This window comes from Streptomyces sp. NPDC002868 (assembly GCF_055563295.1).
This window is the reverse complement of record NZ_JBVHDR010000005.1, coordinates 325,907-340,446: the sequence shown is the minus strand read 5'-3', so window position 1 is coordinate 340,446 and position 14,540 is coordinate 325,907. Positions and strand designations below refer to the sequence as shown.

6 protein-coding genes and 1 pseudogene are annotated in these 14,540 nt (G+C 71.2%); 6 read left to right on the top strand and 1 reads right to left on the bottom strand.

Going from position 1 to position 14,540, the window contains the following annotated elements; all coding sequences use genetic code 11:
- Positions 1-86 precede the first annotated feature (86 nt).
- Positions 87-998, top strand: a complete 912-nt coding sequence (locus ACZ3H8_RS18210; RefSeq protein ID WP_467402884.1) for a LysR family transcriptional regulator — start codon at positions 87-89, stop codon at positions 996-998.
- An 8-nt stretch (positions 999-1,006) separates the two neighbouring features.
- On the opposite strand, the pseudogene ACZ3H8_RS18205 reads toward ACZ3H8_RS18210, so the two are convergent.
- Positions 1,007-1,471 (bottom strand): annotated as a pseudogene (locus ACZ3H8_RS18205) (ABC transporter ATP-binding protein); the annotation flags it as partial.
- A gap of 254 nt (positions 1,472-1,725) precedes the next feature.
- Here ACZ3H8_RS18205 and ACZ3H8_RS18200 point away from each other — a divergent pair.
- The 5 genes from ACZ3H8_RS18200 (at position 1,726) to ACZ3H8_RS18180 (ending at position 14,491) form a co-directional block, all read left to right on the top strand.
- Positions 1,726-2,148, top strand: a complete 423-nt coding sequence (locus ACZ3H8_RS18200) for a secondary thiamine-phosphate synthase enzyme YjbQ (RefSeq protein ID WP_467402883.1) — start codon at positions 1,726-1,728, stop codon at positions 2,146-2,148.
- A 63-nt stretch (positions 2,149-2,211) separates the two neighbouring features.
- Positions 2,212-2,415, top strand: a complete 204-nt coding sequence (locus tag ACZ3H8_RS18195; protein WP_467403248.1) for an IS3 family transposase — start codon at positions 2,212-2,214, stop codon at positions 2,413-2,415.
- A 133-nt stretch (positions 2,416-2,548) separates the two neighbouring features.
- Positions 2,549-6,478: a hypothetical protein gene (locus tag ACZ3H8_RS18190; protein WP_467402880.1), complete on the top strand. Its 3,930-nt coding sequence runs from the start codon at positions 2,549-2,551 to the stop codon at positions 6,476-6,478.
- Between the two features lie 55 nt (positions 6,479-6,533).
- Positions 6,534-8,087, top strand: a complete 1,554-nt coding sequence (locus ACZ3H8_RS18185) for a phospholipase D-like domain-containing protein (RefSeq protein WP_467402878.1) — start codon at positions 6,534-6,536, stop codon at positions 8,085-8,087.
- The gene (locus tag ACZ3H8_RS18180; protein WP_467402875.1) at positions 8,084-14,491 is read left to right on the top strand and encodes a hypothetical protein; all 6,408 of its coding nucleotides are present in this window, start codon (positions 8,084-8,086) and stop codon (positions 14,489-14,491) included. Before ACZ3H8_RS18185 ends, ACZ3H8_RS18180 begins: the two co-directional genes overlap by 4 nt.
- Positions 14,492-14,540 lie beyond the last annotated feature (49 nt).

Here is a 14,540-nt window from a genome sequence, read left to right as displayed (position 1 = left end):
AGTCTGTGCGGTGAGAGCCATGGTGGACGCCGCCGACTCTTCGCGTCCATTGACAGTTTCAGCAGTCGATCTTTTAGATCCTCTCCATGGAACTGGGCGGAGTACATCTGCGCGCGCTGGTCGAACTCGCCCGCTGCGGCACGATGACCGCTGCCGCGGCAGCCCTCGGCTACACCCCTGGCGCGATCTCCCAGCAGATCGCCCAGCTGGAGCGCACCGCGGGCGCGGAACTGATACGACGGGTCGGGCGCCGGGTCGAGCTCACGGACGCCGGGCACACCCTGGTCGTCCACGCCGGGCACATCCTGCGGGCCCAGGCCGAGGCGGCGGCCGCGATCGAGCGCACCCGAACGGAGATCGCGGCGCGGCTGCGGCTCGGGGTGTTCGGCACGGCGGCGGCCGCGTTCCTGCCGCCCGCCCTGCGCTGGCTCGGCGAGCACCACCCTGGCGTGCGGGTGGTCAGCCAGGAGGTGGACGTCGACCAGGCCCATGCGGAGGTCTCCGCCGGGCGGGTCGACCTGGCGCTCGGACTGGACTACCCCGACGCCCCGCTTGCCCGGGACGAGGCCTCTGAACTGGTACGGCTCCACTCCGAGCGGTTCTCCGTGGCTGTGCCGACGCCGGACGCGCCGCCGGCCGGGACGGCCTGGTGGCTGACCGAGCTGGCCGGGCGGGAGTGGATCCTGCCTGCCCCCGAGTCGTACTACGGACGTGCTGTGCGCACGGCCTGCCGCCGGGCGGGGTTCGAACCGCGCGTCGTCCACGAGGTCACCGACACCGCGACCTCACTGGCGATGGCCGGTGCGGGGCTCGGTCTGGCCCCGCTGACCCGGCTCATGCTGCGACTGCGCTCGGAGGGCATCGCCCCGGTGCCGCTCCACGACGTGGTCGAACGCCATGTGGTGGTGGCCGTACGGGCCGCATCCCGCGGGCGGCCGTCGGTGGAGGTCCTGATCGAGGCGCTGCGCCGCGCGGCGACGACGGGGGCCGACGGCTGAGCGGCGGGCTCGTCGACGCCGAGTTCGGTGAGCAGCCGCGAGCGCAACGCGGCAAAGGCCGGATCGCCGACGGCACGCGGACGGTCCAGCGCGACCGGCGTCTCGTACGCGATGACGCCGTCCCGCATCACCAGGGCCCGGTCCGCGAGCAGCAGCGCCTCGTCCACGTCATGGGTGGCCAGCAGCACCGCGCAGCCGCGGCGCTGCCACAGCTCGGCGACCAACTGCTGCGCCTTGAGCCTGGTCAGCGCGTCGAGCGCGCCGAACGGCTCGTCCGGCAACAGCAGATCCGGCTCGCGCACCAGCGCCCGCGCCAGGGACGCGCGCTGGGCCTCGCCGCCCGAGAGCGTCTTGGGCCAGGCCCCGGAGCGATGGCCGAGCCCGACCTCCTCCAACGCGCTCTCCGCCACAGCCTTTTCCGGCTTGCTGGGAAGCCCGAGCAGCACATTGCGCCGCACCCTCTTCCAGGGCACGGGCTCAGCGAGGGGAGGCAGCAGAAACGAAAGAACGCCCGGGGAGGGCGCTGCAAACGGGGAGGGAGCTGAAGGCGTCAGCAGCCGCGACAATACGCGGCGGAAGCCACCCGCAGCAGGTCAAATGTGACCGCGTGTGGTGAGCAGAGCTGTACGCAACATGGCGCAGAACGTGGCGACCGGTCCTGGATCCGGTCACCGGCGTCTCGGTCCTCGGACGCGCGATCTTGCGGGACGAACGAGATGATGAACCCATGCCCGGACCCTTCACCACCAGAATCCTGAACATCTCCACCGGCTCCGACGAGACGGTGACCGATCTGACCCGCGCCTGCGAGCAGTTTCTCCAGGAGGCCGCGGGCGGCAGGGACGGCTTGCTCAATGTCTTCGTCCCGCATGCGACGGCCGGCATTGCCGTCATCGAGACCGGCGCGGGCAGCGACGACGATCTGCTCGCCACGCTGCACACGCTGCTGCCGGCCGACGACCGCTGGCAGCACCGGCACGGCAGCCCCGGCCACGGCAGGGACCATGTCCTGCCGGCCCTCGTCCCGCCGCACGCCACTCTGCCGGTGATCGGCGGCCGGCTGGAGCTCGGCACCTGGCAGTCCGTCTGCCTCGTCGACACCAACCAGGACAACCCCGACCGTCAGGTGCGGCTGAGTTTCCTGGGGTGAGCAGGGCTGTCCAGGTCCGGCCGCCGAATCTCGGTAACCGGCGGGTTTGCGCCGGTCGACTGACTGAACCGCTTCGCCCCCGAGCATTTCCTGCACGAGCGCCGCGAACTCGGCAATGCCGTCTTCGAGTACATCGAAGCCTGGTACAACCCCCGCCGACGCCACTCCAGCAACGGCATGCTCAGCCCCAACCACTTCGAAGAGACCCACCCCATCTCCACGAGCAGCGTGATCAGCTCACCCGAACCGTCCGGGAAACCGGGTTAGCTCCACAAGGTCGCGTACTTCTCGACTGGCGGGCCGTTGACAGGCCGTGTGGCAAGCCTCACTGTGAGGCGCAACGGGGCGCGTGGCGGGGCCGGTTCGAGGCAGCCGAAAGCGTGCCTCTTGGGGGGCAGCTTTGGCTGACATCGCGCTGTTCGGGGTGGGGTCCGACGGTTCGGTACCGCAGTGGGACGGCTTCGTCACCTCACCTGGCATCCTTCTACGTTGGTTCAACCCGGCGGGACACGGGTTCCCGGACTTCGGGTACGAGATTTACCGCGCAACAGTCGACGACGTGCGCCCCCTTGCGTTCGATCACGACCGGGTCGCACAGATGGAGGGGACGACCTCGTACGCGTACTCGCCCGATGTGTTGATCGAATCGAACCGGCCTTTCCGTTTCCAGCCGCTCACCGCGTTTCTCCACACGCTGATAGTCGGGCCGGGAGAGACCGTCTCCTTCTCCTTCGCCGATCCGGCGTGGTACGCGGAACTGCGGGCGCGCGCCGGTGGCGCGTCGATGCGCGCGCGGACGTACGCGGGAGGCGTGTTGCGAGGGGAGACGGGCGTTGCGCCTGGGCTCCCGGGAGTTCGTTGGGTGACGCGCGGCATCGGGCGGCTGGAGCTCACGTCCGGCAGTACGACGATGGACAGCGCGATCGACTTCCTCGGGTACCGGCCGGTGCACGCCCGGCTGAAGTGGACACGGATTGCGCATCTCTGCCTGCCGGTGGCCGACCCGCTGTATCCGTGCCGTCCGGTCGCTGCTCCCGAGTCGGACGAGCAACTGGCCGCCAAGCGGCTCCCGGCGGGTGTGCGGGCGGACTGGGATCGCCGCTATCGGGAGGGATTCGCCCAGATGGCTCCCGTGCTGCGGGCCTTGGTCACCAACGCGCCGGCACCACCACTCACGCCCGCCGGTCCGCAGGATCCCGATCCCCGGGCGGACGCTGCGACCGCGCTTGACCTTGCAATGCTGGAGCCTCACATCGCCCGCGTTCTAGGGCTCGCCCACGACGATTCCGTGCCACCGGACGGCCGCTTCTACGCCTACCGGGTTGTCGGGCGCTGGCACGGCGACCGGGAGGAGACCCGGCTCGACGGCGGCCTTGCGCTGGACAGGCTTGCCGACAACGGCATGGCGCTGCACACGACCGCTGCCCTCGCCATGGCCGAGGACAAGGGACTGCGGCTCGACCTCGAGCCCGGAGGGCAAGCGGCACTCGATCTGTCGGCGCCCGTGGTCTGGCTGGCGCTTCGGTGCCCGGCCGTCGAGACACCGCGTACCGCGCCGCTGGCCTGGTCGGCTCTCGACGCGCACGGCCGGATGCTCGCCGAAGGAATCCTGCATCCGTCGGACGAGGCGCTCACCGCCGGCGTGCCCGGCGGAGCACGGAAGCTGCACCTGGCGGCAGTCGGTGTCCAGTCGCCTGTCTCACTGCTGTTCACGTCACTGGTCCGGAGCACCGTGACGGTGGAGCACACCGGTCTGCTGCCAGGCATCGCGGCGGCCGAGGCGGGCGTGCCGCCGACACCGTCCGGGGTGGTGGTGCAGCCGGACCAGCCCGGAGGGACGGCGGGGCCCTTGGAGGCCCTGGTCGGATGGCATGTTGCCGTAGGCTCCGACGGCTCCCAGGACGAACGTGCCCCCGTGTTCCACCAGGTGGCCGCTGCGCAGTTGGGCACCGACCCGCAGTCTCCCCGGCCGGCGCCGCCGGCGTTCGAACCGCGGCTGCTGCTGCGCCACGGCGCCTTGGTCAGTGTGCTGCCGGAGACGGCGGCCGCGGCATCGCGCCGCCTGTTCGTGGACCGGGGCGACCGGGGTACCGGTCTGCGGGAGGGCTGGCGCTGCTGGTGGGTCCGAGGCGTCGACCTGTTCGGCAGGGCGAGTGCTCCAGCCGGGCCGGAGGTACGACGACTTGTCGACGAGGCCGCGCCGCCTTCGCCGTCCCTGCTGCTCGCCGAGTATGTGCAGGCCGCGCTGCCCGCGACGGCCGTCGACCTGCTCGGGCAGTCGCCGCAGTCCCGTGCGTGGCGGGCCACGCATCCGGGCCGCGACGCCGTCACGGCGGCATGGGCGTGGACCCCGGAACTGGCGGAGCAGTGTCCAGACGTGGACGGCTTTCGCCTATATGTGCGGCGCCCGATGCCGTACGGGCCGCCGCGCCGCCCGCAGGACCCGGAGACGACGTACGAGAACGTGCCATGGGGTGACCCGGTCGCCGAGGTGGGCCCCGTCACCGTTCGGTACGACGGTGAGGTTCGCGGCTCCGAGACCGGGATCAGCGAACCGTTCACCGTCACCACGGTGACCCCGCTGCAGGCCGGGCACGCAGTATGCGCGACCGACCTGGCACTGGACGGCGGTGCGGGTGCGCTTGCGGGGGCGTATCTCACCGCCCCGGACGGCACCCCGTACGCCGTCACCGGCAACGGTGTGGGGCTGGGCGCGTCCGTGCGAATCGAGCACGGCGGGGCGCCACCCGTCGCCGGACCCGGCTGGACGGTGACGGCCGGGACCTCCGGTGTACTGACGGTCCGTACCACCGTGACCGCTACGCAGCCTGCTTCCGTGGCACGGGCCGGGACCGGCGTGCTGGTTTCCTCCGACGGCTCCCGGCTGGCCGTGCTCGCTTCACGCCCGAGTACCTTCGTGTGCCACGGCAGGCCGCCGGTGCTCCCTGCACCGGGTGCGCGGGTCCAGTGGTATCCGGCCTGGAGCGCGGTCGTGGAGGATACGGGGTTCGGGCCGGTCGCCTCGGCCACCGTCCCCGTCGCCCACGCTCAACTGGCGGTGTCCGCGGTGCGGCGGTGGGGGCCCCGGTCGGTGGCCTCGCCGCCGAGTACGCCGACGGCTCTGACCGCTGTCGACGCGCGTACGCCCGAGACGCCGGTGCTTCCCCGTCTTGAGACCGGCCCTTACTGTGCCGAACTCGCCACGCCTGCCGACTGGTACGGCGTCTCCCGCTTCACCCTGGACTGGCCGACGCACCCGGCCCTGGGGTACGTCGTGTACCGGGCCCTGGGTGACACCGTGATGAAGCTCGACCTGAGGGAGCACACCAGGGACGGTCCGCGGCCACACGTCCTGCCCGAGGACGAATGGGCGGCGGAGATCTGGCAGTCCCCCGAGCGGCGGGCGCTGGTCGAGGCCGATCTGGCGGGGCTGGACCAGGCGATCGCCCTGCCCACCGGAACAGCGCGGGACACCGCGGTGGCCGCCGCGTATGAGGGACTGCATGCCGATGCCCAGCGTCTGCTGGCGGGACAGCCGTACGCTCGCTCCGCCTACACCGCCCTGCACGGCGAGCCGCTCGCCACGGACGCCGTCCCGTACACCGATGAACTCGACGGCCGGTCCCGCGCTCACTGGTTCTACCGGGTGTCCGCGCGCAGCGCGGCCGGTACGGAAAGCCCCCTGTCGCCTCCCACGCCCCCGATCTGCTGTCCGGACGTGGTTCCTCCGGAGACCCCGGTCACGCTGGTGGCTCTCGCCCGGCACGGCAAGGTACTGCTGCGCTGGACAGCCTCCCCTGCGGCTGGCCTCGCTCGCCACCGGATCCTGCGGGCCGGAGCCCCGGCCGACGCGGCGGACGTACGGACCATGCGGGAGACTGGACCGGTCGTTGCGGCGCAAGTGGCCGGCAAGCCGGGCGTGTGGGAGGCGGAAGTGAGCGCACCGGCCGGGACCTGGTACTTCCGGATCCTCGCCGAGGACGCGTCGGGCAACGTGTCGCGCCCATCCGCCGTGCTGCGCGGCCAGTCGCTGCTGGCTCCCCCGGCTCCGCCAGTGTGGGGTCCGCCCGTCCGGGACCAGGGCCTGGTGCGGCTGAGCTGGACACACTGCACCGATCAGCGCCTGGCGTGCCGGGTGGAGCGCCGCGCGCCCGGCGGTGCGGTCTGGGGCCCGGTGACCGAGTGGCTGCCGCGCGGCGTCTACCGGACCGACGACGTCCCACCGGTTCCGGCAGCTTCCTGGGAGTACCGGCTGCGGGTGCGGGACGTCCTCGGGCAGGCCGCCGCCGAGATGCCCCTTGCTGTCCTGACGGCCGAGCCACCCGCCTGAGATGACACCGCGGGCCCGGCAGCCCGCGCGACAGATCCTCCTGGAGGGAGGCGCGATGCCAGGTCCGCCTAGTACCGCACTGGAGGTCAAGTACCTCAGCGACGTCACCGATGTGCACTCCCGGAATTCGCCTCTGCTGCCGCACATCGACGGCGCGAGTTACTTCACTGCCCTCCACCAGGTGATCGAGGCGACCTCGGGTGCCGGTGACGTCATCTACATCGTCGGGTGGCAGTTCGACCCGGATCTGCTGCTGACGCCACAAGCAGAGGAACTCGGCCGGATTCTGGCGCGCAAGGCGGAAGCCGACGTGGACGTGCGCGTGGTGCTCAGCGGTGCCGTTTACGCCCGGTTGTGCCGTTTCTTCACCGCGTTCCAGCGCAATCTGGAGGCGGCGGAACGACTGCGGAGCCTGCGCCGCCCAGGGTCCGCGGAGTCGCCGCTCGCCAGCCGCGTGCTGTTCGACTTCTCCGGCGCTCTGTCGGGCAGCCATCACCAGAAGGCGACGGTCGTGAAAGCCGGTGGCGAGCTGTGTGCCTTCGTCGGCGGCATCGACTTTTGGTCGAACCGCCGGGACGAGGCGCCCCACACGTCACAACGGTGGCTCGACGGCACCGTCTGGGGGTGGCACGACGTCGGAGTGGAGCTGCGCGGCCCCGCTGCGGTGTCGGTCTGGGAGAACTTCGCGGCACGTTGGGCCGAGGCGGCGAGCCTGCCGACCCGTTCGTACCGCAGGGGACTGGACGAGACGCTCCGCCCGTTCAACCCCCCACCGGTCAGCTCGACGGTGGATCCGCCGCCCGTGCTCGCGCCAGTGGCGAGTTTCTCCCACAGCGTGCAGGTCCTCAGGTCGCGGTGGGACTACAAGTTCCCCTACCTCTTCTTCCCCGGAGGACAGGAATGGACTGCCCCCCGGCCCGGCGCGTTCCGAGACGTGTACCGGACGCTGAGCCATGCTCTGAGGGCGGCCGAGAAATATGTCTACGTCGAGGACCAGTTCCTCGGCGACATGCTCGCCCCGGAGTACACGGTCGACCTGTACTCGCTCTTCCCCCTGCTGAAGGACGCCGCACGCCGGGACGTCAAGGTCGTCCTTCTCACGTCCGGCAAGAGCGATCCTGAAGACCTGCGCCGCGAGGCCGACATGAACGCCGGGCTGAACGATCAGCTCGGACAGATCGTCACTGAACTCGGCCCTCGGTACGCGCGGAACCTGGCGGTGTGGCGGGTCCGGGATCTGACCGTGCACGCCAAAGCCGTGCTGATCGACGACCGGTTCGCGGCCATCGGCTCGGCCAACCTCTTCACCCGGTCGATGGCTGGCGTGGACGACGAACTCCAGGTGGCCGTCGTCGACGAGGGCCCCTGGATCCGTGATCTCCGCGTCGCCCTCTGGGCCGAACACCTGCGGTTGGACACGACGCGGCCGATCCCGCCCGCTGTACGTACCGCACTGGAGGACCTGCCCACCGCGCTCGCGATCTGGCGGCAGGAGTGGCTCCCCGATGCGCCCGGAATCTGGCGGCAGTCCGACAATCCCCCGGGGTTCGCGCCCCTGGCCGCCGCGCTTGCCCTGGTCGGCCCGCCATGGCAGGAGACCACACCATGACCGACCCCACGGTTTTCCTGCCCCTGCAGGAGTGGCTCGACGCGACAGGCTGGCCCCTGAGCTCCTTCGTACCGGACGAACTCGACCAGGTGCTGTTCTCGCCGCCGGCCTCGGACCCGACGACGGGCGAGACGCTGATCGGCGTGCTGCTGGAACGGGAGCTGGTCCTGCGCGTTCCCGGTGTCGATTTCATGGCACTGGCCGTCGCCCCCGGTGCCCATGGCACTCTGCTCACCGCGCGTCTGCGCGCCGAGCCGTTCCGCCTCTCGCTGAGCGCCACCATAAGTCTGCGGGTGGATGCCGACGTACTGCGGCCGGTGGCCCCCGACACTCTGGAGCCGGACCGGAATGCCGAGACGCTGGATATCCCCCTCGGCGCGGTGGAATTGAGGTACACCGGTGAAGACTTGGCGCTGTTTGTCGAAGGCACGGTCAAAGTGCCCCACTGTATGGTCGGTGACAGCGGCGTGGTGCTCGCCGTCGGGAAACTGCGCTGGCTGACCCCGGATTCGGCATCTCCTCCGCCGACGGCCCCGCCCGGCTTCACGGGCCTGTTCCTCGACGACGTCCGGGCGCAGATCAAGGGGCTCCCCGCAGGGCGGGTCGTCATGGACGACGTCTTCCTCGGCACCGGCGGATTCAGCGGCGCCATCGACTGGGAGGACCCAGCCTTCGGCTGGGACACGGCCGCCGACCGGTTCACCGGTTTGCTCACCGGTGAGGTGCTCGGCTTCACCGGAGCTGTCGCGAGCATTGGCGTCCGGTTCGAACAGGGCGGCCTTGTCGAATGCGACATCGCCGGCGACATCTTCGTTCCGTATCTCGACCGGCGGGTCGGCCTGTCCCTGGCCCTCGATGGTGCCGGTGGCCTGACGGCCATGGTGGGCGTACCGACGTCGCGGGACCCACGTGTCAAGCCAGGCCCACCCGGATATCTGGTCAGCCTGGATCTGGACCTGATGACATTGGACGTTGCGTCACTCGTCTTCGACATTTCCCCGACCGCTGCGGCGGTGGCGGTCGACGGACGGCTCACTCTCACGGTTGCGGGGCTGGACGTGCCGCCGGTCCAGTTCCGCGGGCTCGGCGTCGACACGGCTGGGAACGTGACGCTCGGGGGTGGTTGGATCGACCTGGCCCAGGCGCGCAGCGCCTCGGTCGGGGGGTTCCCACTGGAGCTGACCCGGGTCGGCTTCGGTGCCGAGGCACCGTCCGACGGGCAGCCCGGCCGCCGCTGGGTGGGCTTCAACGGTGGCCTCAAACTCGCCGAAGGCCTGCCGCTCGGCGTCTCGGCCGAGGGCTTGCGCGTGTCGTACGTGCCGATGCCGACGCCCGAAGAGACGCTCGCGACGGCCCGGGTGAGCCTCGGTGGGGTCGGCCTGGAGGTGAGCATCCCGGGGGCGGTCGAGTTCACCGGCAAGGTCGCGTTCTTCGACGACGACTCCGGTTCGGGTTTCCAAGGGCATGTCGTACTGAAGCTGCCGACACTCGGCCTGACGGTCGACGGAACGCTGCTGGTGGGCCGTACCCCGGCCGAGGACACCTTCTTCTTCCTCTTCGTGTCCGTCGACTTCCCGACGGGCATCCCGCTGTTCGCCACGGGCGCGGCCCTGTACGGGTTCGCGGGCCTCGTGTCGACCGGCATGGTCCCCGACCGCCGCGACGACGAGCCCTGGTACCACGGCTGGTACGCGCGCCACCCCAAAGGCATCGGCACCGACGATCCGCGCGCCAAATGGCGGGTCCGGCCGGGAGCGTTCGCCGCCGGGCTCGGGGCCACCCTCGGCACCGGAACCGACGACGGATTCGCCTTCGCCGCCAAACCGTTGATCGTCCTGGTGCTTCCCGGCCCGCTCCTGTTGCTCCAGGGAAAGGCCACGTTCCTGGCCAAACGACCTGACTCGCAGCGCACCGACCAGGAGGGCACCATCGAAGCACTGATCGTCCTCGATCTGCCCGCCAGGCTCTTCCAGGCCAATCTCGCCGTGACCTACCGGGTCACCGGTCTGCTGGAGCTGGCGGGCGGTGCCGACGTGGCGTTCAGCTGGGCACCGGACCCGCCCGCCGACGTCTGGCACGTCTACCTCGGCGAAAAGGCGCCCCTGGAACGGCGCGTACGAGCCGAGGTGTTCAAGGTATTCCGCGCCAACACCTACTTCCAACTGCGCCGCACTGGCATCGCGCTCGGCGCCTGGATAGGCATGGGCGAACGCTACCGATGGGGCCCCGTCCAGGCATGGTTCACCTCCTCGTTGGAAGGCGACGGGCAGGTGAGCTGGGCCCCGGAGAGTTTCGAGGCATCGCTGCGGCTCTACGGGGACGCGGGCATCTCCGTCTTCGGCGCCCGCATCGAGATGGTGCTCGACGCCGGAGTACGGGTCCAGGCACCGCATCCGCGGCTCCTCAGCCTCCACCTCCGCCTCGCCGTCAAGATCGACCTCTGGCTGTGGAAGTTCTCCTTCGAGGTCGAGTTCAACCCGACCTGGGGACCCGAGGGCGATCCCCCCGCACCCGTTCTGCCCATCGTCCCACGCATGGGCTGGGAGCATCCTTTCGCCCAGGACAACGCCTCAGGAGACGCACCGACCGGGCTGGACGGTGCGGTGATTCCTCCGGACGCCCGGCCCGTGGTCGTGTTCCGCAGGCCGGTACGGGACCTCGCAGGGCTCGGCGCCCCGGGCAGCGACACCCTCCCCGCCGACCGCGTGCCGCCCGACGGACAGGCGCCCCGGGCTTTCTCATACCAGCTCGGCCATCTCGTGCTCTCCCGCGAGGAATCGGCGGACGTCGACGAGGAGCGCGCCGGGGCCGGTGACCGGGAACTGGTCGCCGCGGCGGGTGTCCTGGACGTCACCGGCACCGCCCTCACTCTGCCCGGTGCGCCCGTTCTCGACGGAGCCGTCGGCGGGATGCTGGAACTCTCCGACGGGCAGCGCCTCCTGGAGATCACCGCGGTGGAGCCCGGGCGGCTGTGGGTCGCAGGCGGATCCGGGCTTCCCGACGGGCGGTACCCGTACCGGCTGCGCGGCCCGCGCCACCGTCTCACCGTACGGGTCACGGCCGTCGAGCCCGACGCCTTCGGTACGGCCCTCGTCACCTTGGCCGCCGATCCGGGCACCGCCCACGGCACGTTCACCGGCGGCACCCTGCGCACGGCGCAGGGGCAGTGGCTCGTCCTGGGCGCGACAGGGACCACCCTCACCGTCCGAACACCGGCCACTGCCCCCCAGGACAGCCCTCCCGAGCGGCCCGCTCCGGGCGAGGCGACACTGGAACAGCCCACCGGACCGCACCTGGGTGGCGTGTGGCTGCCCACAGCGGACAAGGATCCGCAGCCGACCCGGCTGCAACTGTGGGCCCGCACCCCGTACGCCTGGTTCCGCCGCGCCGACGAGCAGACGCGCCGCCTCTGGGAGGAACTCAACCCCTCCTACGCCTGCGGGCCCGAGCAGACCGAGGAACCGGTGTGCGTGGACTTCGGCGCGATCGTCCCCGGGCCGGTCCCCGACGCGTTTCGCATCGACCGGCTGCACGGCACGACCAGAGGCGACGTCCTCGCATTCGGCCCCGAACACCGCCGGGTCGTCTCGGTCGGCAGTCGTGCCGGGCACCTGCCCGGCACGGGCACTCTCACCCTGCGCTTCGACCCGCCGGTCGAGGAGGTGACCGTCACCTGCTCGACGGGGGAGGGCGGCCCGGTCTCCGTACTCGGCCAGGGCACCGTGCTCGACACGAAGTACCCGCAGGGCGAAGCACCGCAGCAGCTGCGCTTCGCCGCTCCCGCCGGCCTCATCGACGAGTTGCGTGTCAGCGGCACGCTCATCGATCTGTACGGGGTCTGTTTCCGCCCCGGCTGGACGTGCGTCGGCTTCGACCCGGCCACCTTCCCCCAGGGCTCCACCGGTCGGCAGGAATACGCCGGGCTGCGCTGGGCCGGCAACTGCACCATGACCGTGAACGGCCGCGAATTGACCCTCGCCCCGCCCTTGCCCGGCACCGCGGTCATCGGCCCCGCCTCGGCCGGCCGGATCGGCGTCGGCGTCACCGTGGAACTGCCGCAGCCCGTGACCCGGGTACGCGTCGGCGTCGGCCACGGCACGGCAGCCGTCCTCGCCTGGGCATCCGCACTTCCGGAACACTCCTTGGCACAGGAACGCGGGAATCCGGGCGGCGACGTCACACTGACCGCTGAGGGCACATGGTTCGACCGGATCACCGTCATCGGGCGGCCTGCCGACGCGACGCTCTCGCTCACCCGCATCTGCTGGGACGCAGGCCCCTTCGGCTGGCATCGCTACCGCCAGTGGTTCCGCGCGCGGACGCTGCGCCGCTCGATCGAGGCGTACTACCAGGAGGATCCCGTACTCGCCCCCGGCACCTACCGGCTCGAAGCCGTCACCGCCTGGGACGACGAGAACGAGCCCGCGGCAGGCCCCGTCTGGTCAACCACCGGTGCGCGGTTCGCCGTCGGCCCGCCACCGCAGGCCGCTCCCGGCACCACCGGGCGCTACCCCGACGGTGGTCCGCTCAGCGACCTGTCGACGTACGTCACGCACACCATGCCCTCCTCCGAAGCCGGGGAACCGGGCGGGGAGCAGCCCTTCTACCGGGCGTTCGACGTGGCCGTCTCGTTCACCGGCAGCCAAGTGACCCGCATGTACCTGGCCGCCGACCGGCGACTCACCGTCGCTGTGACCGACGCCAACGGCACCGACCGCAGGGCCGGAGCCGTCAACGTATGGGGACGCGGGCACCAGCTCGATCTCATCGGCCTCTCCCGTGAGGACACCGCCTGGATCAGGACCCTTCACGGGGACGGACATCAGCGCTGCGCCACCGTCGACCTCAGCAGGATCGTGCGCGCCGAGGCGGTCAGCGCGGGCGCGGGGGAACTCCTCGCCCCCGCAGCGACGCACCGGGGCGAACTTCGTGCTGGTGACCAGCGGCTGTTCCACTTCCCCCTGGTCACCTCCCGTTACGCCCACTTCACCCAGCACATGCGCACGTTCGACGGCCGATGCCGCACCCGTTCCGTTCCCCGTCCCGGCCCCGCACCCGCCGACCTGGAAGCCGCCGATCAGCCGGTCATGGCCGCCCGCCGGGCCCTCGCCGACGCCCTCGCCGAACTGGAGCGGGCCCGCGGACCGGTGGTGTCGGGAGCCCCGACGCGAGACCAGCTCGACGCCTACGTCTCGGCCCGCGCCGCCGTGCCACCCGCCCGCACCGAGGTAACCGCCGCACGCATCCGCGCCTTCGACCGGCTGTGGGGCACCTACTCCGACACCCCGCCTCCCGCCGCGCCACCGGACCACGTGGAGGTGACCCGGCTCGTTCCCGATCCCGCGACCGGTCGCCCGGCAGCGCTGCTGATCGAGTCCCCCGAACCCCTGTCACCGGACCGGGTCGTCGTGACAAGGGTCGGCTACCACCCCCTCCTGCCGCGTCGTCGGCGCTCCCTGACGTTCACAGCCCGGCACTTCGGTGTTCCTGACCGGGGCACGTTCACCCACGGCGGCCTCACCTGGACCAGCGACAGTGAACCGCGCGTCGTCCACGACGGCGTCGAACCCCGCAGCCAGGGCTCGTGGATCCTTGATCTGGGCATGCCGGTCACCACCTCCGTCACGGCTGCCGTGCGCGTCGCCCCTGGCGGCGAGGCATGTCTGTCCGCCGATGGTCTCGCCCCGGTCGTTCACGGCCCGACAGACGGCACCACCGCCGCTCTGACCCTCGCGGGTTCCCGCATCACCGCCGTACGCCTGTCCGGCACGGGCCTCACCCTGGTCTCACTGGACACTGACGAGATCTTCCAGCCAGTCCCGCCCAGCGGCCCACTCCGTCTCACCGAAGGCCGCCTACCGGCCAACGAACACGACCTCGACCATCACATCCGCCTCCTGCCGTACGGAGACATCGACGCAGGCGGCTGGTCCCTCGGCTGGTTCGGCGTCACCGACCCCGGGCAGCGTGGCCGTTACCTCACCTTCCCGGCCGGAACGACCCTGCGCGACGGCAAGCCCGTGTACGTCTACGGAGGTCGCCCCGATCCGCGGCCCGTACCGGGCGCCGACGTCTACGGCAACGGCGGTACCTCCGCCGATCCACTGCCTTCCGACGGCGCTGTCGTCCAGCTCATCGACGCGGCAGGCACGGTCATACACGAGTTACCCGTCCTGCCCGGCCGCGCCTACGCGTCCCCCTCCCTGGGCCCGGACGATCTGCTCGCCCACCCCAACGGTGACGGCACGCGGATGCTCGTCGTCCCGCGACACGGCTCGCTGGGACCGGGGCATCTCGGCCTCAGCCTGGAGTGGTACGGGGACGCGGGCCCGGAACTGCCTGTCATGACCGTCGGGGGCCGACCGCAGAACGAACGGGTGGCGCTGGTAATGACGACTGATTGAGAAAGGCTGGGAACACGCCGCAAAGGTGCCGGCCCCGCCGCTGCCGCAA